This is a genomic window from Mesorhizobium sp. M0500, assembly GCF_040321165.1.
Lineage (GTDB): Bacteria > Pseudomonadota > Alphaproteobacteria > Rhizobiales > Rhizobiaceae > Mesorhizobium.
Window position 1 is genome coordinate 333,765 of the sequence record NZ_JAMYRB010000005.1, and the last position, 25,948, is coordinate 359,712.

Annotated in this window: 27 protein-coding genes and 1 pseudogene; 16 read left to right on the top strand and 12 right to left on the bottom strand. The window is 63.1% G+C overall.

Translation table 11 applies throughout. The features are described from left to right. Positions 1–23 precede the first annotated feature (23 nt). Positions 24–731 (top strand): pyrimidine 5'-nucleotidase, encoded by a 708-nt coding sequence (locus NKI70_RS13040; protein ID WP_023677476.1) that lies wholly within the window; start codon positions 24–26, stop codon positions 729–731. Positions 732–765: 34 nt separating this feature from the next. Here the strand turns inward: NKI70_RS13040 and NKI70_RS13045 are convergent, their stop codons facing one another. Then, the gene (locus NKI70_RS13045; RefSeq protein ID WP_352724655.1) at positions 766–1,605 is read right to left on the bottom strand and encodes an LOG family protein; all 840 of its coding nucleotides are present in this window, start codon (positions 1,603–1,605) and stop codon (positions 766–768) included. Positions 1,606–1,750: 145 nt separating this feature from the next. Between NKI70_RS13045 and dapD the strand changes: the two genes are divergently transcribed. From dapD to NKI70_RS13065, 4 genes are all read left to right on the top strand, one after another. Further along, entirely contained in the window at positions 1,751–2,605 is an 855-nt protein-coding gene (gene dapD / locus NKI70_RS13050; RefSeq protein ID WP_352620596.1) for a 2,3,4,5-tetrahydropyridine-2,6-dicarboxylate N-succinyltransferase, read from the top strand. A 30-nt stretch (positions 2,606–2,635) separates the two neighbouring features. Further along, entirely contained in the window at positions 2,636–3,013 is a 378-nt protein-coding gene (locus NKI70_RS13055; protein WP_023677473.1) for a DUF805 domain-containing protein, read from the top strand. A 21-nt stretch (positions 3,014–3,034) separates the two neighbouring features. Beyond that, on the top strand, positions 3,035–3,823 hold the full coding sequence (locus tag NKI70_RS13060) for a hypothetical protein (RefSeq protein WP_352568523.1): 789 nt from the start codon (positions 3,035–3,037) through the stop codon (positions 3,821–3,823). A gap of 335 nt (positions 3,824–4,158) precedes the next feature. Beyond that, the gene (locus NKI70_RS13065) at positions 4,159–5,259 is read left to right on the top strand and encodes a GGDEF domain-containing protein (RefSeq protein WP_023677471.1); all 1,101 of its coding nucleotides are present in this window, start codon (positions 4,159–4,161) and stop codon (positions 5,257–5,259) included. On the opposite strand, the gene NKI70_RS13070 is transcribed toward NKI70_RS13065, so the two are convergent. Next, on the bottom strand, positions 5,249–6,280 hold the full coding sequence (locus NKI70_RS13070; RefSeq protein ID WP_352568524.1) for a 2-dehydropantoate 2-reductase: 1,032 nt from the start codon (positions 6,278–6,280) through the stop codon (positions 5,249–5,251). The genes NKI70_RS13065 and NKI70_RS13070 overlap by 11 nt on opposite strands. A 129-nt stretch (positions 6,281–6,409) precedes the next feature. Here NKI70_RS13070 and dapE point away from each other — a divergent pair, with 129 nt between their 5' ends. Further along, positions 6,410–7,609, top strand: coding sequence for a succinyl-diaminopimelate desuccinylase (dapE, locus tag NKI70_RS13075; RefSeq protein ID WP_352568525.1), 1,200 nt, complete (start codon positions 6,410–6,412; stop codon positions 7,607–7,609). A gap of 2 nt (positions 7,610–7,611) precedes the next feature. Beyond that, positions 7,612–8,220 (top strand): hypothetical protein, encoded by a 609-nt coding sequence (locus NKI70_RS13080; protein ID WP_023677470.1) that lies wholly within the window; start codon positions 7,612–7,614, stop codon positions 8,218–8,220. On the opposite strand, the gene truA is transcribed toward NKI70_RS13080, so the two are convergent. Genes truA through def form a run of 4 tightly spaced genes read right to left on the bottom strand, consistent with a single transcriptional unit; the run spans position 8,202 to position 10,959 of the window. Continuing rightward, on the bottom strand, positions 8,202–8,957 hold the full coding sequence (truA, locus tag NKI70_RS13085; RefSeq protein ID WP_352568526.1) for a tRNA pseudouridine(38-40) synthase TruA: 756 nt from the start codon (positions 8,955–8,957) through the stop codon (positions 8,202–8,204). The genes NKI70_RS13080 and truA overlap by 19 nt on opposite strands. Positions 8,958–8,975: 18 nt before the next feature. Next, positions 8,976–9,485 (bottom strand): GNAT family N-acetyltransferase, encoded by a 510-nt coding sequence (locus NKI70_RS13090; protein ID WP_352568527.1) that lies wholly within the window; start codon positions 9,483–9,485, stop codon positions 8,976–8,978. Next, positions 9,482–10,411, bottom strand: a complete 930-nt coding sequence (gene fmt / locus NKI70_RS13095) for a methionyl-tRNA formyltransferase (protein WP_352568573.1) — start codon at positions 10,409–10,411, stop codon at positions 9,482–9,484. The genes NKI70_RS13090 and fmt overlap by 4 nt, the downstream gene beginning before the upstream one ends. Positions 10,412–10,428: 17 nt before the next feature. Beyond that, a complete protein-coding gene (gene def / locus NKI70_RS13100) occupies positions 10,429–10,959 on the bottom strand; it encodes a peptide deformylase (protein ID WP_023676950.1) in 531 nt (176 codons plus the stop codon). A gap of 103 nt (positions 10,960–11,062) precedes the next feature. Here def and NKI70_RS13105 point away from each other — a divergent pair, with 103 nt between their 5' ends. Continuing rightward, on the top strand, positions 11,063–12,325 hold the full coding sequence (locus tag NKI70_RS13105) for a DNA recombination protein RmuC (RefSeq protein ID WP_352568528.1): 1,263 nt from the start codon (positions 11,063–11,065) through the stop codon (positions 12,323–12,325). 39 nt (positions 12,326–12,364) lie between these two features. Here NKI70_RS13105 and NKI70_RS13110 read toward each other — a convergent pair whose 3' ends face one another. From NKI70_RS13110 to NKI70_RS13120, 3 genes are all read right to left on the bottom strand, one after another. Next, positions 12,365–12,769 carry a GFA family protein gene (locus NKI70_RS13110; protein WP_023676952.1) on the bottom strand — a complete coding sequence of 135 codons (405 nt, stop codon included), beginning with the start codon at positions 12,767–12,769 and terminating at the stop codon, positions 12,365–12,367. Between the two features lie 67 nt (positions 12,770–12,836). Next, a complete protein-coding gene (locus NKI70_RS13115) occupies positions 12,837–13,799 on the bottom strand; it encodes a cation diffusion facilitator family transporter (RefSeq protein ID WP_352568529.1) in 963 nt (320 codons plus the stop codon). A 122-nt stretch (positions 13,800–13,921) separates the two neighbouring features. Then, on the bottom strand, positions 13,922–14,731 hold the full coding sequence (locus NKI70_RS13120) for a transglutaminase-like domain-containing protein (protein ID WP_352501143.1): 810 nt from the start codon (positions 14,729–14,731) through the stop codon (positions 13,922–13,924). Between the two features lie 215 nt (positions 14,732–14,946). Here NKI70_RS13120 and NKI70_RS13125 point away from each other — a divergent pair, with 215 nt between their 5' ends. Together NKI70_RS13125 and sugE are read left to right on the top strand one after the other, a co-directional pair. Then, positions 14,947–15,072: a hypothetical protein gene (locus NKI70_RS13125; protein ID WP_013528464.1), complete on the top strand. Its 126-nt coding sequence runs from the start codon at positions 14,947–14,949 to the stop codon at positions 15,070–15,072. A 154-nt stretch (positions 15,073–15,226) separates the two neighbouring features. After that, positions 15,227–15,540 (top strand): annotated as a pseudogene (gene sugE, locus NKI70_RS13130) (quaternary ammonium compound efflux SMR transporter SugE). Positions 15,541–15,622: 82 nt separating this feature from the next. Here the strand turns inward: sugE and NKI70_RS13135 are convergent. Next, the gene (locus tag NKI70_RS13135; RefSeq protein WP_023676956.1) at positions 15,623–16,051 is read right to left on the bottom strand and encodes a DUF6481 family protein; all 429 of its coding nucleotides are present in this window, start codon (positions 16,049–16,051) and stop codon (positions 15,623–15,625) included. 231 nt (positions 16,052–16,282) lie between these two features. Between NKI70_RS13135 and NKI70_RS13140 the strand changes: the two genes are divergently transcribed. The 3 genes from NKI70_RS13140 (at position 16,283) to NKI70_RS13150 (ending at position 19,796) form a co-directional block, all read left to right on the top strand. Then, entirely contained in the window at positions 16,283–17,344 is a 1,062-nt protein-coding gene (locus NKI70_RS13140) for an LLM class flavin-dependent oxidoreductase (protein ID WP_352635034.1), read from the top strand. Between the two features lie 133 nt (positions 17,345–17,477). Further along, on the top strand, positions 17,478–18,638 hold the full coding sequence (locus NKI70_RS13145; protein ID WP_023676958.1) for an AI-2E family transporter: 1,161 nt from the start codon (positions 17,478–17,480) through the stop codon (positions 18,636–18,638). A 156-nt stretch (positions 18,639–18,794) separates the two neighbouring features. After that, on the top strand, positions 18,795–19,796 hold the full coding sequence (locus NKI70_RS13150; RefSeq protein ID WP_352634785.1) for an LLM class flavin-dependent oxidoreductase: 1,002 nt from the start codon (positions 18,795–18,797) through the stop codon (positions 19,794–19,796). A gap of 156 nt (positions 19,797–19,952) precedes the next feature. Here NKI70_RS13150 and NKI70_RS13155 read toward each other — a convergent pair whose 3' ends face one another. After that, entirely contained in the window at positions 19,953–20,576 is a 624-nt protein-coding gene (locus NKI70_RS13155) for a L,D-transpeptidase (protein WP_352634783.1), read from the bottom strand. Positions 20,577–20,830: 254 nt separating this feature from the next. Further along, a complete protein-coding gene (locus NKI70_RS13160; protein ID WP_023676961.1) occupies positions 20,831–21,850 on the bottom strand; it encodes a LacI family DNA-binding transcriptional regulator in 1,020 nt (339 codons plus the stop codon). A 217-nt stretch (positions 21,851–22,067) separates the two neighbouring features. On the opposite strand from NKI70_RS13160, the gene NKI70_RS13165 reads away from it, so the two are divergent. Genes NKI70_RS13165 through NKI70_RS13175 form a run of 3 tightly spaced genes read left to right on the top strand, consistent with a single transcriptional unit; the run spans position 22,068 to position 25,923 of the window. Then, positions 22,068–23,651, top strand: a complete 1,584-nt coding sequence (locus NKI70_RS13165; protein WP_352691417.1) for a sugar ABC transporter ATP-binding protein — start codon at positions 22,068–22,070, stop codon at positions 23,649–23,651. After that, positions 23,648–24,961 (top strand): ABC transporter permease, encoded by a 1,314-nt coding sequence (locus NKI70_RS13170; RefSeq protein ID WP_023676963.1) that lies wholly within the window; start codon positions 23,648–23,650, stop codon positions 24,959–24,961. Before NKI70_RS13165 ends, NKI70_RS13170 begins: the two co-directional genes overlap by 4 nt. Beyond that, positions 24,958–25,923, top strand: a complete 966-nt coding sequence (locus NKI70_RS13175) for a substrate-binding domain-containing protein (protein ID WP_254815861.1) — start codon at positions 24,958–24,960, stop codon at positions 25,921–25,923. The genes NKI70_RS13170 and NKI70_RS13175 overlap by 4 nt, the downstream gene beginning before the upstream one ends. The last annotated feature ends 25 nt before the right edge of the window (positions 25,924–25,948 follow it).

Sequence of the window (25,948 nt, forward strand, 5' to 3'; positions counted from 1 at the left end):
ATCGTTTCGTGCCATAAGGACGTATGACCACACTTCCCGACCCCGCCCGCTTTGCCCATGTCACCGACTGGGTGTTCGATCTCGACAACACGCTTTATCCGCATCATTCGAATCTGTTCTCGCAGATCGATGTGAAGATGACCGCCTACGTCGGAGAATTGCTGACGCTGCCGCGCGAGGAAGCACGCAAGCTGCAAAAGGAGCTCTACCGCGAATATGGCACGACGCTGAACGGATTGATGACGCGCCACGGCATCGACCCCGACGATTTTCTCGAGAAGGTCCACGACATCGATTATTCCTGGCTGGTTCCAGATCCCGTCCTAGGCACCGCCATTCGCCAGCTTCCCGGCCGTAAATTCATCTTCACCAATGGCGATCGCCGGCATGCCGAACGCACCGCGCGGCAGTTGGGCATTCTCGAGCATTTCGATGATATTTTCGATATCGTCGCAGCCGGACTGAACCCCAAGCCGGCGCGGCAATCCTATGAGAAATTTGCCGAACTCCACGCCGTTACCGGGCAAAATGCGGTGATGTTCGAAGATCTTGCCCGCAACCTGTCGGTGCCGAAATCGCTGGGCATGACCACAGTGTTGGTGGTGCCGCGCAATTTCGAGCCGACCTTCTCGGAAATCTGGGAACGCGACCCGGCCAACGAGGACGATGTGGACTTCGTCACCGACGACCTCGCCGGCTTTCTCACGGCGATCGTGGAAGTCCCTGCTTGAGGCAGCCGGCGCGCTTCAAGTCCTTGCTTGCATGTCAAAGTTTATAGAAGCGGCTGACGATCCCCCAGGCCTCGTCGGCAGTGTCGACGAAATCGATGATATCCTGGTCGCCGGGCGTGATCGTGCCTTGCTCGGCGAGGAAATCGAGGTCGATCGCCCTTGCCCAGAAAGCCTTGCCGAACAGGATGACCGGCACGCGTTCCATGCGGCCGGTCTGGATCAGGGTCAGCGTTTCGAAGAACTCGTCCATCGTGCCGAAGCCGCCTGGAAATACCGCAACGGCCTTGGCACGCATGACGAAATGCATCTTGCGGACCGCGAAATAGTGGAAGTTGAAGCAGAGTTCCGGCGTCACGTAGGCGTTTGGCGCCTGCTCGTGCGGCAGCACGATGTTGAGACCGATCGACGGCGCGCCAACATCGTCGGCGCCACGATTGCCGGCCTCCATGACGCCCGGCCCGCCGCCGGTCACCACGACGAATTCGCGAAAGAACGAGGTGGCCGATTGCTGCGAGCAGAGGCGGGCGAATTTGCGCGCCTCCTCGTAATATTTGCTGTTTTGCTCGAGGTTCTTCTTCTGCGTCTCGTTCTTGGCCGCCCAGGCTTCGCCGCCGGGCTCGGGAATGCGGGCGCCGCCGAACAGGATGACGGTCGATTGGATGCCGCGCTCGGCCAGGATCATCTCCGGTTTCAGCAGTTCGAGCTGCAGCCTGACCGCGCGCAACTCGCGCCGCGTCATGAAATCGGGATCGTTCCAGGCCAGCCGGTATGTCTCCGCGCGCGTTTGCGGCGTGTCCGGCACGCTTCTCGACCGCTCCAGATCCTCGTCCGAATGCGGCAGCGGCGTCCATCCCGTCTTTTCCATGGGAGTCATATTTGCTTTACCCGTCCAATCATTCACCTGCGCCGTCCCGTGACGCTGCCGCGATTGACCCTCCCCAAGCCTTCACATAGGGTCCGCGCGACTTTCAAACAGGTTAAGGCGCCGGCCCTTAACAGCTTGGTAATGGAGCGAATTCATGTCGAAGCCCGATCTCGCGAGCCTCGAGGAGATTATCGAGAACGCCTTCGAGGAACGCGACACGATTTCGACCGCAACCCGCGGCGAGACGCGCGAGGCCATCCAATCGGCGCTCGACCTGCTCGACCGGGGCGTCGCCCGCGTCGCCGAGCGGCAGGCCGACGGCAAATGGCACGTCAACCAGTGGCTGAAGAAAGCGGTGCTGCTGTCGTTCCGGCTCACCCCGATGGAGATCATAAAGGGCGGTCCCGGTCAGGCGGTATGGTGGGACAAGGTGCCTTCGAAGTTCGACGGCTGGAGCGCCGTCGATTTTGAGAAGGCGGGCTTCCGCGCCGTGCCGTCGTCGATCGTGCGCCGCTCCGCCTATGTCGCGCCCGGCGCCGTGCTGATGCCGTCCTTCGTCAATATCGGCGCCTATGTCGACAGCGGCACCATGGTCGACACCTGGGCTTCGGTCGGCTCCTGTGCCCAGATCGGCAAGAATGTGCATCTGTCGGGCGGCGTCGGCATCGGCGGTGTGCTGGAGCCGATGCAGGCCGGCCCAACCATCATCGAGGACAATTGCTTCATCGGCGCCCGTTCCGAAGTGGTCGAAGGCTGCATCGTGCGCGAAGGCTCGGTGCTCGGCATGGGCGTCTTCATCGGCCAGTCGACCAAGATCGTCGACCGCGCCACCGGCGAGATCTTCTACGGCGAGGTGCCGCCTAATTCCGTCGTCGTCGCCGGCTCGCTGCCGGGCAAGCCTTTTCCAAACAACGAGCCCGGCCCCAGCCTCTACTGCGCCGTCATCGTCAAGCGGGTCGACGCCAGAACCCGTTCCAAGACATCGATCAACGAATTGCTGCGCGATTGATCTTTCTCAACGAATACGGACGGAATTCGCTTGCCTGACAGATCAGACCTCATCTGGCTTTTCTTCAGAACTTCGGGCCGCGTCAGCCGCGCGGCCTATTTTCTGGGAGGACTGCTGGTGGCCATCATACAGGCCCTCCCACTCTACCGTTTCACGCTGGTTCCGGAAGGCACTACCGAGAGCAACATGTGGTCGTTCATTTTCTTCATCGCCTTCATTGCCTCGCTTTGGTCGAACGTGGTGCTGGCGGTGAAGCGGTTGCACGACCTCGACAAGCCGGGCGTTGCGGCGCTGGTGCTGTTCGTGCCGGTTGTCTCGATTATCGCTTTCCTCGTGCTTTGCCTATTTCCCGGGCAGCCGGGACCCAACCGCTACGGCAAGCGCACCAACGCACCGGCCGAACCCTGAGCGCCGATCGGATATTTCGTCATGCGCTACCGCTCGCTTGATTCGAAACTGATCCTCGAAACCGCCGAACGGCTGGAAGAGCGCGTCGCCGAGCGTTTTCCCGATGCCGGCTTGCGCGGCGTCGCCGCCGAGCTCGTGTCGCTGTCGCGCGATCTGGCAAAGGCAGCCAAGGCGCTGGAGGCGCCGATCTGGTGGCTGCGCGGCCTCATCATCGCCGCCTTCGTCGTCGGAGCGCTGATGTTCCTGTTCGTCGGCACAATCCTGCCGCTCGGCCGCATCTCGGGAAACCACGATGCCTTCCAGTCGATGCAAGGCATCGAAGCCTCCCTCAACATGATCATCCTCGCGGTGCTGGGCTTTCTGGCCCTGATTCGCTCCGAGGAGCGGATCAAGCGCAAGCGGGTGTTTCGCCAGCTCCACGGGCTGCGTTCGCTGATCCACGTCATCGACATGCACCAGCTGACCAAGGATCCGGCAACGCTTTCAGCCAGTTTCAAGCCGACTGCGCATTCGCCAGCCCGCATCACCAACGCCGCCGACCTTGCCCGCTATCTCGACTACTGCTCCGAGATGCTGTCGATCACCGGCAAGATCGCCGCGCTGTTTGCGCAGTCGGTCAATGACGCCGTGGTCATCGACGGCGTCAACGACATCGAGAACCTGGCTTCGAGCCTCTCGCGAAAGATCTGGCAGAAGATCACGCTGATCGAAACCCCTCATGGGCAGCCGGCACGTGCGGCGAAGACCTATCCCGAGCCGGGTCCGCCGCGTCGGCCTGCAGTCCGCAGACAACCGGGGCCGGCAAGCTAAAACCGGCCATCCGGCGGCAGATCCGCTAGAACGGTTCATCGTTTCGCAGAAACGCCGAACCGCTCTATCTTTTTGTTTTGACGCAATTCCGGACGGAAAACCGCTTCACACTTTTCCTGGAATTGCTCCAGAGCGGCGGAACGGGGAGTTCCGAAAGCCCGGTTTTGCGCCGGATGCTCTAAGCGAATGTTAATCACCCTGGCCCAGCATGCCGGCGAAGACTGTGTCGACCGGCACGGAGCGCTCGACTGGCAAGCGACCTATCCCTGACCACCAACGAGCCGCGCAAAACGTGGAGCGCCGCCGCTCGCCTGTTTGCCTGGTTCTCTTCGCCGATGAAATTGGAACCGGAAGCTGTCCGCGCCCGGCTTCTCGACACCACCTTCGAGCGCAAATTCGCGGTCCTGTTCGGCACCATCAGCGTTCTGTTGGTTGCGGTCAGCGCCGCTCTTGCCACCGGGGATTGGTGGCCCTACGCCTGGATTGCCGCCGACCTGATGCTTTTCACCGTCCGCGTTCTGCTGATGCGGGAATGCGAGCAGGCCCGCAGGCGCGGCTCGAAAGGGCCGCTGGCGGGCCTGATGGCAGCCAGCGGCGTCTGGTCGGTCGTTTTCGGCCTCGGCTGCTATGGCTGTGTTGCCAGCGGGAATATGGCGCTTTCCGTACTTGCCGCCTTGAATGTCGCAGGCGTCGTCGGCGTGGTGTCGTCACGCAATGCGGCGACCCCGCGCTTCGCCATATTCGTCATGTTGGCCGTAAGCCTGCCTTACGTGGTCGGTGCATTGTTTTCTGCGGCGCCCGGAATGCCGATCGTCGGAATTCAAACGCCGTTCTATGTGGCCGGCGTCATCATCGTGCTGCTTCAGAACCACGCAATCAATGCCCGCATGATCCGCGCCGAACTGGACAATCGCGACCTGGCCATCAAGGACGCGCTGACCGGCCTGCCAAACCGCATCTTCCTGCAGGAGAAATTGCGCGACATGTGCCGCGACCTTGCGGCGCCGGCCGCCAATGGCGGCAAGCCGTTTGCAGTGCTCAGCATGGATCTCGACGGTTTCAAACAGGTCAACGACCGTTTTGGCCACGCCGTCGGCGACGTGCTGCTGCGCAAGGTGGCCGAACGATTGAAGCGCGGCTTCCGTCCGGGGGACGTGGTCTTCCGTATCGGCGGAGACGAATTCGTCATTCTTTTGCCCGCAACCTCGGAGATCGAGGCCACCTACCTGGCAAAGCGGGCCATCGAAAAGGTCTCGGTCCCCTTCGACCTCGGGGTCGGCTCCGCCATCCATGTCGGCTTGAGCGTCGGCAGCGCATGCGCACCCGCCGACGGAGGCGATCCGGAAATCCTGCTCACCTGTTCCGACCATGCGCTCTACGAGGCCAAGCGCACCGGCAAGGGCCGTTACTGGGCGCCTGTGCGGGCTACGATCTGACGGTCGCGACAACGGCTTCCGGCGTCTGGCAGGGCGATCCGCGCCTCTTCTGCTCGGCCGCGCGCACCAGTGCCGTAACATGCTTCAGCAACGGCGCCGGCGTGCCGGCCTTTTCGGCCAAACGCAGGACCGCGCCTTGCAGTTCGCCGATCTCCGTCGGCCGGCGGCGCTGAAGGTCATCCCACATCGACGAACGCGCGGCAGGGTCGATGGCAAGCATCCGCCGCGCCAAGAACTTGAACAGCCAGTCGGGCAGGCGAAGCACTTTCGGCAGCAGCGCGGGACGCAGGCCGGCGATGCGAGCGGGTTCGATGCCCGTCGCCATCATTGCCGCCAATGCTTCGTCGATCTGGCCGGCCAGGATCAGCCGCCAGCGGCGATCGGCAAGCTCTGCCGCCAGCGGCAGGCCGGAAAGCGCCACCAGCGCGTTGTTGAGGTTGAGCAGCAGCTTGCCCCATAGCACCGCTTCGATGTCACCATGCGTGGCAACGGCAAAGCCCTCAACGTCAAGCAGTTCGTCAAGGCCTGTCGGACCCTGTTCGATCATCACCTTGCCGCCGCTGGCGCGGTGCAGACGAAGCGGCAATTCGCCCTCCGCCGATTGGACCACGTTGAACGGCACCATGCCCGCGAGCACCCGCCGGGCGGCGAGATGGGCTCGCAACTTATCGGCATTGTCGACGCCGTTCTGCAGACTGAGTACCACCGCATCCGGTCGGGCATGGGCCGCAATAAGCCCGGCCATGTCCTGCGTCGCGCCGCTCTTGACCGTTAGCAGGATGACATCGGCACCGGGGAATGCCGCGGCCGGATCGGCGGTGACCGACAATGCCTCCGGCTTGACGGATCGGTCGCGGCCATCACGGTCGGTGATGCGCAATCCACCTTTTTGCAGCGCCTTCTCGATGCGAGGCCGCGCCAGCAGAACCACCTTTCGTCCGGCAAGTATCAGGCAGCCGCCGGCGTAGCATCCGATACTGCCGGCACCGGCGATTACGATCGTCCTGCCATGCGTGATCATGCGATGGCCCTGTCCTGGTCGAGAGGCCTGGCCGCAACTATACGGCATGAAAACCATAATGTCGGCGGCATGGCTGGCCCTTATGTCTGGCCGTGACAGGCCTTGCGCTTTCGACTATCGCTTTTGCCCATGACGCTGCCTACCGATCCGACCAGAAATCTGGCTGCTCTCATCCGCTGCGCTTCCGTGACGCCCGCCGAAGGCGGTGCGCTGAGCGCGCTGGAAGAAATGTTGAAGCCGCTCGGCTTTGCCGTCGAGCGCCCGGTGTTTTCCGAATCCGGCACACCTGACATAGAGAACCTTTACGCGCGGCGTTCCGGCAACGGCCCGCATCTGATGTTTGCCGGCCATACCGATGTCGTGCCGGTGGGCGATGAAACAGCCTGGACGCACCCGCCCTTTGCCGCCGACATCGCCAATGGCGAGATGTTCGGCCGCGGCGCCGTCGACATGAAGGGCGGCATTGCTTGTTTCGTCGCGGCGGTAGGGCGACATATTGCGCAGAAGGGCGGCCCGAAGGGTTCGGTCTCGCTGCTGATAACCGGCGACGAGGAAGGGCCGGCGATCAACGGCACGACGAAACTGCTCGAATGGGCGGCTGTCAAGGGTGAGAAATGGCATGCTGCGATCGTCGGCGAGCCGACCAATCCCGACGCGCTCGGCGATATGATCAAGATCGGCCGGCGCGGCTCGCTCTCCGGCACGGTCGTCGTCAACGGCCGCCAGGGACACGCCGCCTATCCGCAGCTAGCCGACAATCCCGTGCGCGGCCTGGTGACGCTGGTCGACGCCTTGCTTGACCCCGTCTTCGACAACGGAACAAGGGATTTCCAGCCGACCAATCTTGAGGTCACCTCCATCGATGTTGGCAACCCTGCCACCAACGTCATCCCAGCGAAGGCGGCGGCTACCTTCAATATTCGCTTCAACGACACATGGACCGTCGAGACGATCCAAGCCGAGATCCACAACCGCCTCGACCGGGCGGCGAAACGCAAGAAATACCGCGCCGGCAAGAAGACGCCGGTCGACTACGAGATCGTCTGGCGCGACGGGCCGAGCCATGTTTTCCTGACACGCGACGACAGGTTGATCGAGACGCTTGGCGGCTCGATCATGGCGGTGACCGGCAGAGAGCCGGCGCTCTCCACCTCCGGCGGCACCTCCGATGCCCGCTTCATCAAGGATTATTGTCCGGTGGTCGAATTCGGCCTTGTCGGCAAGACCATGCACATGGTCGACGAACGCGTGGCGATTGCCGACCTCGAGACGCTGACGCAGATTTATCTGCGCTTCGTTGAAGACTGGTTTGCGCAGGACATATCCTAGTGATGCTTTCAGCGGATGAAACCTACGCTTCGCTTGCCGGTGCCTGGCGGCTGATGCTCGGCAAGGCCGACGGATTTCGCCTGCTCGACCTTTCGGCGGACGGTTTCTGGAACTCCTTTTTTGCCATCGTCGTCGCGGCGCCGGCACTGATCGTCGGCTGGGTCGGTATTGCCAACGAGATCGGCGATCCCAACGCATTCGTCGGCCGTTTCAGCATGTTGATCCGCCTGGCCACCGTCGATATCGGCGCCTGGGTGCTGCCGCTCATAGGCCTCGCCCTGGTGGCGCCGCGGGTCGGCGTCGGCGGCCGTTTCGTCCATTATGTCGTGGCCAGCAATTGGGCCTCGGCGATCATCGCCTGGATGATGCTGCCATCGGCGTTGATCCGGCTTTTCCTGACGTCGGCCAACGAAGTCTCCGGACTCGTGTCGCTGCTGTTGTTCGCGCTGTCGATGGTCTTGACCTGGCGGATGACCAACGTTGCGATCGGCAGGGGTGCGGCCGCCGGCAGCGCCGTTTTTGCCGGCATGTTCGTGGCGTCGCTGATCGTCCTGTTCGGCCTGCAGGCGCTGCTCGGGATCAGCGTTCCGGATCAGCCAGGCGTCGGATAATCGACGCCGACGAGAAACAGCCCGTCGGGCGGCGCCACCTGACCGCAGGCGGCACGGTCGCGCGCCTCAAGCGCCGCCTTGAGGTCGGCAACAGTCCAGCCGCCTTCGCCGACACGTTTGAGCGAGCCGACCATCGAGCGCACCTGGTTGTGCAGGAATGACCGCGCCGAAGCGCGGACCTCAATGAAATCGCCCGCCCGGCTGACATCCAGCCGGTCGAGCGTGCGGACGGGGCTGGTGGCTTGGCACTGGGTCGAGCGGAAGGTGGTGAAATCATGCCGGCCAAGCAGCACCTTTGCCGCCTCGTGCATGGCACCGGCATCGAGCTGCTTCGGTACCCACCAGATCTTGCCCTTGTCGAGCGCCGCCGGCGCGCGGCGATTGACGATGCGGTAGAGGTAATGGCGGCCGATCGCCGAGAAACGCGCATCGAAGCCATCCGGCACGACGGCGGCCTTCAGGATGGCGATGCGCACCTTGGCCGCTTGCAGATGCGCGTTGACTGCGTCGCGCACCTTGTCGCCGGGCCATGCCTTGATCAGATCGACATGCGCCACCTGAGCGGTCGCATGGACGCCGGCATCGGTGCGGCCGGCGGCGCGCAGCGAAACCTGCTGACCACAGAACTTCTCGATCGCCTGCTCGATCGCCTGCTGCACCGATGGCTGGTTGGCCTGGCGCTGCCAGCCGGCGAAGAGACTGCCGTCATATTCGATGTCGAGGCGAAAACGCGGCATTCCCGGATCGAGGCGAAATCAGGCGGCAAGGGCTGAGCCGAAGGCCGAGGCGTAGACCAGCCTGCCGGTCTCCGGCGCCTCGCCCCAGGCAAGCGCCTGCAGGGCTTCGCCCTGATAGTCGCTGTCGAATTTCGCGGCACGGGCACGGCTGTAGCCGAAACGCCCATAATAGGCCGGATCGCCGAGCACCACGGCGAGCGTCTCGCCGGCAGCTTTCAGGCGGATATGAGCCTCGCGTACCAGGGCACCGCCGATGCCGGTGCCGTGGAACGACGGCTCGACCGCTAGAGGCGCCAGCGCCACCGCCGGGAAACTCTTGCCGCCATTCTGCACGAAGAGCCGTGAAAACAGGATATGGCCGACCACTTGCCCGTCTTCGTCCGCCACCAGTTCGACGACGGCATCACCGCCGGTGACCAGCGCGTCGACCAATCCGGCCTCCGTCTGCTGGCCGAACGCGTGTTCTTCGACAAGGCGGATCGCCTCGCGGTCCCGCGGCGTCGCCGCGCGTATGGACATCATGCTCATGACAATTTCATTCCTTTTTCGAGCTTGGCCCCGCGCAGAAACTCCTGCGCGGCAATGGGCCTTGCGCCCGCACGTTGAACTTCGACCAGCCTGATCGCGCCTGACCCGCAGGCGACCGTCAGACGGTCATCGAGAATTCCTCCCGGTTCGCCGGCGCCTTGCGAGAGCGTCGAGCGAAGCAGTTTCAGCCGTTCCACGCGGCCGCCGATTTCGGCCTCGCACCATGCACCGGGAAAGGGCGACAGGCCGCGAATCTGGTTGTGCACGTCGCCGGCAGGTCGCAGCCAGTCTATGCGAGTCTCCGATTTATCGATTTTCTTGGCGTAGGTCACCCCCACCTCCGCCTGTGTGGTAAATGTCAGCGTATTCCGCTCCAGCCGTTCGAGCGCTTGCACGATCAGCGCAGCACCGAGGACCATCAGCCGGTCGTGCAGATCGCCGGCCGTCATGTCGGGTCCAATGGGACATTTTTCAACCATTGCCACCGGCCCGGTGTCGAGGCCTTCCTCCATCCGCATCACCATAATGCCCGTTTCGGTATCGCCGGCCATGATGGCGCGCTGGATAGGGGCAGCGCCGCGCCAGCGCGGCAACAGCGATGCGTGACCGTTGAGGCAACCGAGCCGCGGCGCCTCGAGAATGGGTTTGGGTAGAAGCAATCCGTAGGCGACGACCACGGCGACGTCGGCGCGCAAGGCGCGGAACGCCTCCTGCTCCGCCTCGCTCTTCAGCGACACCGGCGACCGCACCTCGATGCCAAGCCGCTCCGCCTCGCGCTGCACCGGCGACGGCGTCAGTTCGAGCCCGCGCCGGCCGCCGGCGCGCGGCGGCTGCGTGTAGACGGCCGTCAACCCGTGCCCGGCCCCGGCAATCGCCCGCAGCGTCGGCACGGAGAATTCAGGCGTACCCATGAAGATGACACGCAGGGGCATTTCGTCGACGCCTACCCCACCATCTTGCCCGGCGCCTTGTCCCTGGCGAGCTTCTTGAATTTCTTGACCACCATGTCGCGCTTCAGCTTGGAGATGTGATCGATGAACAGCACGCCGTTGAGGTGGTCGATTTCATGCTGCAGGCAGGTCGCCATCAGCCCCTCGGCCTCGATCTCCTGCAGCTTGCCGTCGCGGTCGAGAAACTTCACCCGCACCGCCGCCGGACGCTCGACCTCGGCATAGTAATCCGGGATCGACAGGCAGCCTTCCTCGTAGACCGAACGCTGGTCGGAGCTTTCGAGGATTTCGGGATTGATGAAGACGTGCGGTGCCGGCGTCTCGTCCTCCTTGGCCAGGTCGATCACCAGCATGCGCAAGGGTTCGCCAACCTGGATCGCCGCGAGGCCGATACCGGGCGCGTCATACATGGTGTCCAGCATGTCGCCGGCCAGTTTGCGCAGATCGCCGTCGACACGCTCGACCGGTTTTGAAACCTGGCGCAGGACGGGATCGGGGAGGATGATAAGCGGCTTGATCGACATGGCGTCTCACCTAAGACCTCGCAGGAAAAGCGTCAACCGGGGCGCCTTCGGGTCGTTCACGTTTTGATCTGTGCCGGCAGACCGAATCATCTATGCTGTCGACATGAACGATCTGGCCACCATCCTGTCCGAACCTGTCGCCCGCCTCGGCGCCACCACGATCACGCTCGGCCAAGCCCTGGGTTTCGGCGCAATGCTGTTCCTCGGCCTGTTCGTGGCGCTCGTCGTTGCGCTCTGGCGATCGGCCAAGGCGCGTGCAGTGGCGGCCGCCGAAGCCGCCGACCACGCCCGCGACGCCGAGGTGCGGATGGCTGGTATCTTGGCAAGCCAGGCGGAAATGCAGGGCCGCATGGGCGCCATCGCCGAAGTGTTCGGGGCGCGCCAGGCGGAACTGACACAGTCGATCGGCCAGCGTCTCGATGCCATGACCGGCCGCCTGGGCCAGACCATGACCGAGCAGACGAGATCGACGCATGAGAGCCTCGCCAAGCTGCAGGAACGGCTGGCGGTCATCGATATCGCGCAAGGCAACATCCAGTCGCTGGCCGGCCAGGTCGTGCAATTGCAGGCGATCCTTTCCAACAAGCAGACGCGCGGCGCCTTCGGCCAGTCGCGCATGGAAGCCATCGTCGCCGACGGATTGCCGCACGGCGCCTATGAATTCCAGGCGACCTTGTCGAATGGCAGCCGGCCCGACTGCCTGGTGAAGATGCCGAACGGCGCACCGTCGCTTGCCATCGACGCAAAGTTTCCGCTCGAGGCGTGGAATGCCATCCGTGCCGCCGAAGGCGCCGACCTGCAGAAGTCCGCTGCACAGGCTTTCCGCCGCGACATCGAGGTGCATGTCCGGGATATTTCCGAAAAATACCTGATCCAGGGCGAGACGCAGGACACCGCCTTCATGTTCGTGCCCTCAGAATCGGTGTTCGCCGAAATCCATGAGAATTTCGAGGCCGTTGTCCAAAAGGCGCATCGATCGCGGATCGTCATCGTCTCGCCATCGCTTTTGATGCTGTCGATCCAGGTCATCCAGGCAATCCTCAAGGATGCCCGCATGCGCGAGCAGGCACACCTGATCCAGGGCGAGGTTATCCGGCTGATGGAAGACGTCTCCCGGCTCGACGAGCGGGTGCGCAAATTGCAGACGCATTTCGGCCAATCGGCCAAGGATATCGACGACATTCTGGTCTCGACATCGAAGGTGACCAGGCGCGGACAAAAGATCGAGGCGCTGGAGTTTGGCGTGCAGCCGGCGGAGGACACCGCTGGTTCGAATGGCAGCGGAGCAAAAGCGGAAAGCAGCCCGCGCGTCGCCGATTCGAAAACCGGGCAGTTGAGGCTAAGGGTCGTCGAAGGCGACGATTGAGAGCTACGCCGGAACCGGAGGCTTCGCCCGGGTCTGGCGCTACTGCTCCTCGATGATGGTTGTGCCTTCGAATTCCGGCAGCCAATGCAGCGCCGAGCGGTGCCAGATCTGCTTTCTCGGCACCAGTTGCTCGCGCTGCCGTGCCGTGCCGACCCTGATACCGTAAACCTTCGGTCCCTCGCCCGCCGACGTGGCGTAGAGATGCGAGCCGCACTCACCGCAAAATGCCTGGGCGCGCTTGGCGCCGCTCGAACCGGTCTTGATGTAGATCTTCGGCGTGCCCTTGGTGATCCTGTAATTGTCCTCGGACGCCGGCACGGTGACGCGAAAGGCCGTTCCGGTTAGCTTCTGACAATCGATGCAGTGACAAATGGTGGTCTTTTCCGGATCGACTTCGGCCTCGTAAGTGATAGCGCCACAATGACACGCGCCGTCGATTTTCATCTTCGTTCCTCCTGGAGCTTTTGCCCGCAATCATAACCGGGACTGCCCGATGGCGCAGCCATTTTCCTCAGGCCGGTTCCCCTCCGGACGCCGCCAAGGCCTTGCTCCGGCGTTCCCAGGTGCCGGTGGTCTGCGGCTTGACGAACAGCCGCGTCACCTCCGGCATCTCCGCTTTCAGCCGCGTCTCGAGGCGCTCGACACAGGTCTCTATCTCCGGCGCCGACAAATGATCCTCGAACTCGATGCTCAAAGCGGCGACGATCTCCTGCGGACCCATATGCAGCGTCAGCACGCCATTTGCCCGTTGCACCGCCGGGTCCTGCTGGACGATGGCCAGCACCTCTGTTTGCACCTCGGGCGAGGCCGGCTCGCCGAGCAGCAGGCTCTTGCTTTCGCGCGCCAGGAAGATCGCGGTCCCGCCCAGGATGAGCGCGATGCCGATCGACGCGGCGCCGTCGAGCTTCGGCATGTCCAGCAGTTCCGCCGCCGATATCCCGGCGAAGGCGACAACGAGGCCGAGAAGTGCCGCGCTGTCCTCGAAGAGTACGGTGTAGACACTCGGATCCTTGCTGAGCTGCACCGCCTCAAGCCAGCCGTGGCTGCCTTTTTGGTGGCGGAATTCCTTCAGCGCCACCAGCCAAGAGGTGCCTTCGAAGAGAAAGGAAAGGCCAAGGACAGCGTAGTTCACCTTGGCGTTGGCGATCGGCTCCGGCGCCATGATGTGCGTCACGCCTTCGTAGAACGATATGCCGGCACCCAGTGCAAAGACGAGGAGCGCGACGATGAAGCTCCAGAAGTACAGCTCGCGGCCATGGCCGAGCGGATGCGTGCGGTCGGCCGGCCGGGAGGCACGGTGCATGCCGTAAAGCAGCAGGCTGCCATTGCCGGTATCGACGAGCGAGTGGACGCCTTCCGAGAGCATTGCCGAGCTGCCCGTGAACAAGGCAGCGGCAAATTTGGTCAGTGCGATCGCAAGATTTCCGGCGAGCGCCGCATAGATCACTTTTTTCGACCCGCCATGCGCCGCCATGGTGTGCTGCCTTGGTTGATGCACCGAGATTGGCGGAGCGCCCGCCCACGCTCCACAGCTCTCACAACGCCCGAAGTGCCCAGTTGTTCACAAGGTCAGTTGTTAAAAAGGGCGGCGCGGGGCTATTCGACGACCTCGTCCGTCCAGACCTTGAAGCCAGCCAGCGCGCCCGGCCCAAAAATGTGGGTCAGCGGCACATCGGCGGCATCGCGTCCGGAGGCAATCAGGATGCGGCCGATGCGCGGCGCGTTATTGCGCGGGTCGAACGCGTGCCAGCGGCCGCCGAGATAGACCTCCATCCAAGCGGCGAAATCCATGTCCGACCACGGCTTTGGCAGGCCGATATCACTGATATAGCCGGTGCAGTAGCGGGTCGGAATGTTCAGGGCGCGGCAGAAGGCAACAGCGAGGTGAGCAAAGTCGCGGCATACACCACTCTGCTCGCGATAGGCCTCGGCGGCGGTGCGCGTCGGCCGTGCATTGAAATAGTTGAAGACGATGTGGTTATGGACGAAGTCGCAGACCGCCTGGACGCGCGGAATGCCGAGCGGGGTGCTGCCGAACAGCCGCCACGCTTCATTCGACAGCACGTCGCTCTCGCAATAACGGCTGGGCAGCAGGAACAGCAGCGTCTCCGATGGCAGATCGCGCACCTCGTGCTGCCACGCCGTCAGCTCGCGCGTCTCGAAGGAGCCGGGGTCGCGGATCACCGCGTCGGTGCCGAACGCAAAGCGCCCGGCCGGCGCAACGAAACGGTTGCACCAATTGCCGAAACTGTCGCGGTAGCTTTCGATCGGCACCGGCGGGTTCGACGTCAGGAAGTCCGGCCGCTCAAGATCGGATGCGCGCGAATAATGGACGTTTAGCATCGCGATCAGCGGTGTTTCCTGCGGGAAGTCGAAGCTCATCTGGCAACCGATGTGGATCCGCATTGTCGTCCTGACCGGCCTGCCTGATCATCAGCCGGCGAAACGCAAGGGCTGATGCTGCAGTGCGAAGAAGACCATGGCACGGACCGCTGCGGTTTACGAGGGAATTAGAAACCGGTTGACAGCCATCGGCCAGGGCGACTGCACGGCAGCGGCCTCTTGCAGTCGAGCGTTTTCTCTTGTTTCACTTCGCCAGACATCAACTGGAGGAACGAATCATGGCTAAGGGTGCGATGAAGGCAGGCAAGGAAGCCCGCAAGCCGAAGAAGGACGCGAAGAAACCCGCTCCGGCGCCGGCCCTGAAGGCACCGCCGGTGAAGGCGATGAAGCTGAAGGACAAGTAGGGCCGCAGCTACCGTTTCGGCTTATTTCGACCGGCCGCAAACGCGGCCGGTATGATTGTTCATTAAGCTCACGCGCATCCCCTATGGATGCGGCGAAGGCAATTTTTGCGCTTTTCAAGAAATCGGCCGGAAGCCATCGAAACGGAGCGTTCCGATGTCGTGGATTTTCCTGTTGTTCGCCGGACTGTTCGAGATCGGCTGGGCGATCGGCCTCAAATACACCGACGGATTCTCGAAGCCGCTGCCGACCGTCCTGACGGTAGCCTCGATGATCGTCAGCCTGACCTTGCTCGGCCTGGCGCTGAAGGCGTTGCCGGTCGGCACCGCTTACGCGGTGTGGACCGGCATCGGCACCGTCGGCACGGCGCTGTTGGGATATGGCTGCTCGGCGAGCCAGCGACGGCGATCAGGCTGGCCTGCATCGCGCTAATCGTCTGCGGCATCATGGGACTGAAGCTCGCGGCTTAGCCGATTCTGACGGACGAGCGCGTTCGGGGCCGCTGCAAGGCGGCCCTGATTCTTGAATTCGGCTGATCAGTGCCGGAAGGCGCTATCGCGCGGAGAAGCCGGGCGGCGTCCTGCCGGTGCGCTGCTTGCGCGCCGCATAGCGTGCGTCACGCTTAGCCTTGCGTTCGGCCTCGTCGGCAAGAAAACGGGCGATCCGCTCGTTCTCTTCAGCTTCCCGGATCTTCGCTTCGGCCTGTGCGGCTTCTTCCGCGGCGATGCGTGCCGCTTCGGCAGCTGCCTCGCGCTCGGCCTTTTCGGCCGCTTCGCGCGCCAGCTTTTCCTGCTTCAGCCTGGCCTTTTCGGCCTCGCGTATCGCGCGGGCCTCGAGGATCGCCTTGCGCTCGGCCTGTCGTGCCAGCACCGCTGGATCATCTGGCGCCGGCTTTGCCTTGAAGCGCTCCAGAAGCGCCTTCTTTGCCTCGTTTGCGGCATTGCGCCGCTCGAAAACGTCTTTTTCCCTATAGATAGCCAAGTCCACTTCCCTGAAGTCAATTTGCGAGGCTTACATACGCGCGAAAACCGAGAGTTCAAGCGCCAAAACGGTATGCCAGCCATGAAATTCTGATCTGTTGCAGCCGGGAGACGCCATTTCGATTGAATTCGGCTGAAACGGACATGCACTGTTCACCATCCGGCCCTCTGGCGGCGCGGCGGGCGGGTCGCTACCTCTAGCGCGAAAAACAAAACGCCAGGATGACACATGATGGAACTCGGTCTCTATACCTTCGCCGACGTCAGCCCGGAAACGGGGCCAGGCGCCATCGGTGCGCATGAGCGGCTGCGCAACCTGATCGAGGAGATCGAACTGGCCGACCAGGTCGGCCTCGACGTGTTTGGGCTGGGCGAGCATCACCGTCCCGATTATGCCGCTTCGGCGCCAGTCGTGGCCCTGGCCGCGGCGGCCGAACGCACCAAGCGCATAAAGCTGACCAGCGCGGTCACCGTGCTTTCCTCCGACGATCCGGTTCGCGTTTTCCAGCAGTTTGCGACGCTCGACCTTTTGTCCGGCGGCCGGGCCGAGATCATGGCCGGGCGCGGTTCGTTCATCGAATCGTTTCCGCTGTTCGGCTACGAACTCGAAGACTATGACGAGCTCTTTGCCGAAAAGCTCGAACTGCTGCTCGCCATCCGCGATCATGTCAAGGTGACCTGGTCGGGCAGTCTGCGCGCGCCGATCAACGACCGCGGCGTCTATCCGCGGCCCTTGCAGGACAAATTGCCGATCTGGATCGCCGTCGGTGGAACACCGCAATCCGTCGCCCGCGCGGGTGTGCTCGGGTTGCCGCTGGCACTGGCGATCATTGGTGGCGAGCCGGCGCGGTTCGCACCGCTGTTCGACATCTACAGGGATGCAGCCAGGCGCGCCGGCAACGATCCGGCAAGCCTTGCCACCAGTCTCAACGTGCACGGCTTCATTGCCGACACCACGGACCAGGCAGCCGACGATTTTTACGGGCCGCAGGCCGAGGTGATGAACCGCATCGGCCGCGAGCGCGGCTGGGGGCCGACATCGCGGGCGCATTTCGACCAATCGCGCGGCCCAAACGGCGCGCTGTTCGTCGGCAATCCAGAACAGGTGGCCGAGAAGATCATTGCCCAGCACAGAATATTCGGCAACGACCGCTTCCTGCTGCAAATGGCGATCGGCACCATGCCGCACGCCAAGGTGATGAAGGCCATCGAACTCTACGGCACCAAAGTGGCGCCGATCGTGCGCCGGGAAACTGCGAAGGCCGTTCCCGCCGTGGCGGCGCCGGTTGCCTGATTCCCGGTCACCTGATTCATTGCCAAGGCCGCGAGGCGGCCTTGCCGGTGACGCCAGCTAACGGAACCTTGAAGCGACAGAGGCGTTTTCGCCAACGGTCTGCACCAATCGCGGTGTGCCGCCGAGGGTCAGAATGAAAGCCGAACCCGACGCTTCGGGCGCAAGCGCTGCCGAAAGCCCGGATCCGCGCGTCGAGGCGCGGGCGGATGCGCATCTGATGCGTTCGCTGCTCGTCGGCATCTTCATCCTCATGGCGATCTACGCGCTTTACTTCGCCCGCGCCTTCTTCATGCCGGTCATTCTGGCTTTCCTGCTGGCGCTGACGCTGACGCCGATCGTTCGCTTCCTGCGCAAGCATGGCATGCCCGATGTCATTTCAGCGACACTGTTGGTGCTGCTTTCGTTCTGCCTCGTCGCCGTCGCGGGATATCTGCTCAGCGGCCCGGTCATCGACCTCATCAACAACACCTCGACGATCGGCCAGCAGCTTACCGAACGGCTGGCACAACTGCGCCGTCCGTTCGAACGGATCGTGGAGATTTCGCGCCAGATCGAGGGCCTGACACAGACATCCCAGGAGCCGGGCGTTCAGAGGGTGGCGACGGCGCCATCCGGTATTCTCTCGCAGGCCGCCGGCAATGTGCTGTCGGCCGGCGCCAGCGTTACCATCGTCTTCGTCCTGTCGCTGTTCCTGCTCGCCTCGGGCACGATGTTCTATGAAAAGATCGTCCAGTCCTTCCCCAGTCTCAGCGAAAAGAAGCGGGCGCTGCGCGTCGTCTACGACGTAGAACGTGAAATCTCGCATTATCTGCTTACTGTCACGGTCATCAATACATGTCTCGGCGTGGTCATCGGGCTCGGCCTGTGGGCGCTCGGCGTGCCCAACGCGCAGGTCTGGGGCGCGGCAGCGGCTCTGCTCAATTTCCTGCCATATATCGGGGCGCTGACCACCATCACGCTGGTTACGATCATCGCGCTGATAAGCTTCGACACGATTTCCTATGCGCTGCTGGCGCCGGCCTTCGTCCTTATGTGCGATGTCGTCGAAGGCCAGTTCGTGACGCCGACGGTGGTCGGCCGCCGTCTCGAAATCAACGCAGTGGCGATCCTCATCGCCATCGCCTTCTGGTCGTGGCTGTGGGGTTTTGTCGGCGCGCTGCTGGCGGTGCCGCTGCTGGTCGTCATCAAGGTGTTCTGCGATCATTTCGACGGTCTCAGCCATGTCGGCAATTTCCTGGCGGCGCAACACACGGCAGCGATCGAGGACGAAGAGATTCCCGAGGTGAAAAAGTAGCGGCTTAAAGGGTCAAAAGCGTCCCCCCGATGGTGCAGATCACGACCTTGCATCGGTCGCACGTCCGTTGTGCCCTCAGCGCTCCATCAACATTTTGAATTTGCCGCCTCGGCAACGGCTTCCTACATCCCTTCGGCCCACAGGAAACCCGCGCCGATGACCGTTCTTTCCGTTCTCGACCTGTCGCCGATCGTCGAAGGCAGCAACGCTTCACAGTCACTCGCCAATTCGCTCGATCTCGCCCGTCATGCCGAGCGGCTGGGTTACCGGCGCTATTGGCTGGCAGAGCACCACAATATGCCGGGCATCGCCAGCGCCGCCACCTCGGTGGTCATTGCCCATGTGGCCGGCGGCACCAATACGATACGCGTCGGCGCCGGCGGCATCATGCTGCCCAATCATTCGCCGCTGGTCATCGCCGAGCAGTTCGGTACGCTTAACGCTCTGCATCCCGGCCGCATCGATCTCGGCCTCGGCCGGGCGCCCGGCACCGACATGGCCACGGCACGGGCGCTGCGCCGTAACCTCGACGCTGGCGCCGACAATTTCCCGCAGGACGTCGTCGAGCTGATGGGCTATTTCCAGCCGGCCGAAGACGGCCAACGCATCCGCGCGGTGCCCGGCGAAGGCGAAAAGGTGCCGATCTGGATTCTCGGTTCCAGCCTCTACGGCGCGCAGCTTGCCGCCATGCTCAGCCTGCCCTACGCCTTCGCCTCGCATTTTGCGCCGGCCGAGCTCGACCATGCTCTGGAGATCTACCGCTCGCGTTTCCAGCCTTCGGAGCAGCTCGACAAGCCTTATGTGATGCTCGGCCTCAACGTCTTCGCCGCTCCTTCCGATGCCGAGGCGCGGCTGTTGTTCACCTCGCTGCAGCAGGCCTTCGTCAATCTGCGCACCGGCCGGCCCGGCCGATTGCCGCCGCCGGTCGAAGGATATGAGCGCGACCTCGATCCAATGGCCAAGACCATGCTCGGCCAAGCGCTTTCCTGCGCCGTCGTCGGCTCCCCGGAAACGGTCAGGCAAGGCATCGAGGCGTTTGTGCGCCGCACAGGGGCCGACGAGCTGATGGTCACAGCGCAGATTTTCGACCATGCGGCGCGGGTGCGCTCGTTCGAGATCCTGGCCGACGCTCACAAATCGCTGTCGGAAGCTGCCTGAGAGTTGGTTCGCCACTTGCCACTGTTGCGGGCAAGGCCGGCCTTAGGCAGGGAACATCGCGAACAGGTGTGCGAAGACATAGCGAACATTTCGCGCGTTTTACGCGGAGGTTTTCGATCCGTCATGCTCGTCCGTTAGCGGGAAACGCGGCGTCCACTAAATAACGATCACCTTGGTGCCGATTGTGGCGCGGTCATAAAGATCGATGATGTCCTGGTTCATGAGGCGAATGCAGCCCGCAGACACGGCTTTGCCGATGGACCACCATTCGGGGCTACCGTGCAGGCGATATCCAGTGTCACCCTTCTCGTTGAAAAGATAAAGCGCCCGCGCACCGAGCGGGTTCACGAGTCCGCCCTCCATATGGGCCGGTATGATGCGGCCTCGCTTCTGCTCGCGTACAATCATGGCGGACGGCGCGCTCCAATCCGGCCATTCGCGCTTCCTCGCAACGTGAGCAGTGCCATGCCACTCGAAGCCCGCCTTGCCGACGCCGATGCCGTAGCGCAGTGCCTGACCGTCTCCTAACACGTAGTAGAGGAACTTCGCTCCTGTATCGACAATGATGGTGCCCGGCGCCTCTTCAGTCGCATAAGGCACTGTCTGCCGACGGAACTTTTGGTCAACCTTGTAGATCGGAACCGGCGGAACGCGAAAACCGGCGTCGGTGAGGCCGCCATAGGCCGAGGGGAAAGTCTTTAATGCGCCGCCGGTGGTGCAGCCGAAGAATGCGACCATCCCAGCAAGTACCAGCCCGATTAGGATCGATCTCACGCGCATGACTCAAGCCGGCGCCCGTGTGGGCGATCAGCCGCATCTCGTCATATTCCTAAACCGACATGCTTCGATTGCCAAGATTTTCCTGACTGTCGGCTGGCTGATTGTTGGCCACTTGGCTCGATCGGCGCCGCGTCCTTCAATTGCTCGGTTTTCGAAAGACGAACGCCCGTAGTGGCTGCGAAGGCCCGGGGTCGGCAGGACAGAGGGAGCGCTGTCCGTCCGGCATTGCAAAGTTTCTGAACAGAGCCCAAGCGCTACGCGCTGACGCTCTGCGCGATCGCACCTGGCGGACGGCATGAATTGCGGATCATCAAGCGTCCCTTGAGCGTCAGTTTGCGCGGCGGCGCATCCCTGTTTCCGGCGAGCCGGTCGAGCAGCAGATTGGCCGCCTGTTCGCCAATCGCCTGCACCGGCTGGGCGACCGTGGTCAATTGCGGCCGGAACACATCCGACCACGGAAAATCGTCGAAGCAGGCGACCGAAATATCCTCCGGACAGGACAGGCCGATATCGCGAATGGCCTTCATGGTGCCGATCACCATCGGGTTGTTGGCCGAAAAGATGGCGCTCGGCCGGTCGTGCAGCGAAAGCAGCTGCATGGTTGCGTTGTAGCCATCGACTTCGTGGAAGTTGCCGAAGCGGACGAGTTCGGTCTCGGCCGGCAGGCCGGCGGCCTGGAGGGCCTCGCGGTATCCCGCCATGCGGTCATGCATCGGCGAGATATCGAACGAGCCGGAGATGTAGCCGATGCGCCGATGGCCGAGATCGATCAGGTAAGTGATGGCGTCGAACACCGCGCGCTGATTGTCGAGAACGACGGCATCGGTGTCGACACCCTGGCAAACACGGTCGAGCAGCACGACCGGCACATTGGCGTCGTCGACAATCCGTTTGAGGATCGCGCCGTCACCGACACGCGCGACGATCAGTCCGTCGACCATGCGGTCGAGCAGCAGCCTGATCTGGTCGTCCTGCGTGTTCAGGTGCTCGTCGGTGCAGCACAGCATGACGGCGTAGCCGGCCCTGTCGAAAGCCTGCTGGATGACCGAAACGACGTCGGTAAAGAACGGATTGGTGATGTGTGGGACGGTGAGCCCGATGGTGCGTGTGGTGCCCATCTTCAGGCTGCGGGCAATGGCGTTGCGCTTGTAGCCGATGTCGCGGATCGCCTGTTCGATGCGCTGGCTGAGCTCGGGGCTGACGGTCGCGGTGCCGTTGATCAGCGCCGATACGGTGGCCACGGAAACACGCGCGGCCTCGGCCACATGAAGCATAGTCGGAGCAGTGAATTTGCGCTGCTTTTTTCGTCCTGACGCTGTCATTTTCGAAACGTTTCACCACTCCACGGTAGCAATACGTACGGAATCTTATGATTTTGCGCAAGAATTGAAATGGAACAATCTCAGGCTCCAGATATTGCCTTGACATGATCGAAACGTTTAGATTAGCGTTTGAGGTGTTCGGTGACGACGGAGGGAGGCCGTCCTTGTCATGCAGCACGGCAATTCCATCCCTGCGCAAGGCGTTATGGCGGACGGCTCGGCTGTCGTACTGAGCGCCGAGCACATCTCCAAGTCCTTCGGCGGTATCGCCGCGCTTGTCGATGTCGGCTTCGAACTGCGGCGCGGCGAGGTCCATGCGCTGATGGGCGAGAACGGCGCCGGCAAGTCGACGCTGATGAAGATCCTGTCCGGCGTCTACACGGATTATAACGGAACGGTCAGTATCGATGGCCACCCGGTGCGCTTTACCGGCGTCCGCGAAGCCGAGCGCGCCGGCATCGCCATCATCCACCAGGAGCTGAACCTCGTCCCCGAACTCAGCGTCGCCGACAACATTTTTCTCGGCCGCGAGAAGCTGATCGCCGGACTGATCGTCGACCGCAAGGCGAGCAGCCGCGCCGCCGGAACGCTCTTGCAAAGGCTCGGCATCGAGCTCGACCCGGATGCGCGCGTCGGTGCCTTGCGCGTCGGCGAACAGCAGCTGGTCGAGATCGCCAAGGCGCTGTCGATGTCGGCGCGCATTCTGATCATGGACGAGCCGACCTCGGCGCTTTCGCCGGCCGAATGCCAGCGGCTGTTCCGCATCATCCGCCAGCTCGCCGACAGCGGCGTGGCGATCGTCTACATTTCGCACCGCATCGACGAGGTTATGCATCTGGCCAGCCGCGTCACCGTGTTTCGCGATGGACGCCACGTCCTGACGCAGGCGATGGACAAGCTCGACGAAGACGCCATAATTTCGGCGATGGTCGGGCGAAACCTGCTTGCTTCCTCCCAGGAACACCGCATTCCCGGTGGCAACACCGTCCTTTCCGTAAGCGAGCTGTCGCTGTCGAAGCCCAATCGCCATGGCTGGCGCACCGTGCTCGACGGCGTCAGCTTCGATCTTGCCGCCGGAGAAATTCTCGGTATCGGCGGATTGCTGGGCTCGGGCCGTACCGAAATCCTGGAAACCATCTTCGGGTCCAGCGGCGGCCGTGCCGGCGGTGAGATCTGGCTCGATGGCGAGGCAGTAGAAATCCGTTCGCCGCGCGACGCACGCCGGCTCGGCATCGCCCTGGTCACCGAAGACCGCAAGACGCAAGGCCTGCATCTCGAGGCCTCGATCACCGACAATGTCGCACTGCCGCTGGTCGGCGCGCTGGCGCGGTTCGGCCTGCGCTCGCTGGCCGGCGAGCAAGGGCTGGCACGGGACGCCGTCAAGGCGCTCGGAATTCGCTGCGAGACCGTCGAGCAGCCGGCCGGCACGCTGTCCGGCGGCAACCAGCAGAAGGTCGTCATCGGTAAATGGCTGGCGACGAGGCCGCGGGTGCTGCTGCTCGACGAGCCGACGCGCGGCATCGATGTCGGTGCCAAGCGGGAAATCTACGATCTCATCTTCAAGCTGGCGCGAGACGGGCTGGCAATCGCCGTCATCAGCTCGGAATTGCCGGAGCTGCTGCATCTTTCCGACCGTATCCTGGTCATGGCCGACGGCCGCCAGACGGGAATCCTGTCCCGCGCGCAAGCCAGCGAGGAGGCCATCATGCGGCTTGCGGCGCCGCGACGGACGATGACGAGGCCTGCCGCATGAGCATTTTGCATATCCTGTCCCGGACGAAGCTCTATTGGGGCCTGATCGCCATCTTCCTGATCGGCGTGCTCGGCTCGCCGATCAGCTCCAAGGGCAACAACATCTTCCTGTCCTACGGCAACCTGCTCGATGTGCTGCGCCAGGTGTCGACCACCGGGCTGATTGCCACCGGCATGACTGCGGTGATCATCACCGGCGGTATCGACCTTTCCGTCGGCTCGCTGATGGCTATCTGCACGGTCGTCTGTGCCATGCTGCTGACGGTCCCCGGCGTGACGCCGGCGGTGGTGCTGGGGGTGCCGACAGTTGCCCTGGCAGCCCTTTGCCTCGGCATTCTCGTCACTCGTTTCATCCTGCTGAACATCGAAAAATCCCGCGCCGGCGCGCAGGCCACGCACGACATCAGGTTGGACAGCGTTCGCGGGCTGGTGACGCCCGGCATTGTCGGGGTGATCCTGTGCAGTCTGGTGCTGTGGTTCCTGCTGCCGCAGGTGGGCTCAAAATTCGGCGTGCTCGGCGTGCTGCTGGTGGCGCCTTGCGTCGGCCTGCTGTTCGGCGCGCTCAACGGCTTCATCATCGTCGCCGGGCGGCTGCAGCCCTTCATCGTGACGCTGGCGATGATGGTCACTGCGCTCGGCATCGCCCGGCTGACAGCCGGCCAGAACAATGCGGTGCTGCCGGTCTACACCGGCTCGAATGCCACCGCCGATTTCGAAATGCTGCGCTCTCTGGTATTCGGCGTGATCCCGATGCCGGGCCTGTTCTTCCTCGGCGCCATCCTGATCTACGGCGCCGTGCTGCGCTTCACCCCGTTCGGCCGCTATGTCTATGCGATCGGCGGCAATGAGGAGGCGGCGCGGCTGTCGGGCATCGCCGCAGGCCGCGTGAAGATCGCCACCTATGCCGTGTCAGGGCTGCTGGCCGGCATCGCGGCGGTGCTCTATGTCGCGCAGTACCGGCAAGGCAAGCCGGACGCCGGCGCCGGGCTGGAGCTCGACGCCATTGCCGCCGTGGTCATCGGCGGCACCAGCCTGATGGGCGGACGCGGCAGCCTCACCGGGACGTTCTGCGGCGTGCTGATCTTCGGGCTGCTCTCCAACATCCTGCAACTGCACAACATCAATTCGAACCTTCAGCTGGTGCTGAAGGGGATGATCATCATCGGTACCGTGCTCGTACAGGAGCGCAGTGCCGGTGATCTTCTCTTCTATCTGCGACTGCCCGGCGGGCAAGCGCACAAGGAAACGGCCGCGGCAAAGCGGCCGTCGCAAGAGACCGCGTCTCTGAATATTGGAGGAAACAAGAAATGAAACGACGTGAATTGTTGAAGCTCGCCGGGCTGACAGCGGCACTCCTGACCACGACCGCCATGCTTGCCGGCGGCGCCCATGCGCAGGACAAGAAGTGGAAGATCGGCTTCTCGCAGGTGACGACCATCGAACCCTGGCGCGCCCAGTTCAACAAGGACATCCTGGCCGAAGCGGCCAAGCATCCGGAAGTCGAGCTGATCATCACCGACGGCGAGGACAAGACCGAGAAGCAGGTCGCCGATGTCGAAAACCTTATCCGTCAGGAGGTCGATGCGCTCTTGGTATCACCGAAAGAATCCGCCGGCCTGACCGGTGTCGTGCAGCAGGCGATCGATGCCAAGATCCCGGTCTTCGTGCTCGACCGCAACGTCGAAACCAACGACTACACGCAGTTCGTCGGCGGCGACAACAAGCTGATCGGCCGGGCTGCCGGTGAATATGCCGTCGAGCTGCTTGGCGGCAAGGGCAAGGCCGCCGGCAACGTCGTCGAGATCTGGGGCGGCATGGGCACCCAGCCGGCACACGACCGCCATGACGGCTTCCATGAATTCACCGATAAGGAGCCAGGCATAAAATACCTGCTCGACCAGCAGTCGGGCGACTGGAAGCAGGACCAGGCCTACAACATCATGGCGACGGCGTTGCGCAACAACGAGAAAATCGATCTTGTCTACGGCCACAATGATCCGATGGCCTATGGCGCCTATCTTGCCGCCAAGGACGTCGGACGTGAGAAGGACATCAAGTTCATCGGCATCGACGGCCTGCCCAATGAAGGCGTGCAGCTGGTCGCCAATGGCGAGCTGACGGCGACGTTCACTTATGTGACGCCGGGCGCCGAAGGGCTGCGGCAGGCGATCAAGTTCCTGAACGGGGAGAAGGTGGAAAAGACCATCACCCTGCCGACGCAGAAGATCACCAAGGAAAATGCCGCCCAGATCCTGAAGGACAACGGCCTCTGAGACGAGGCTTTCCTGCCGGGCGTTC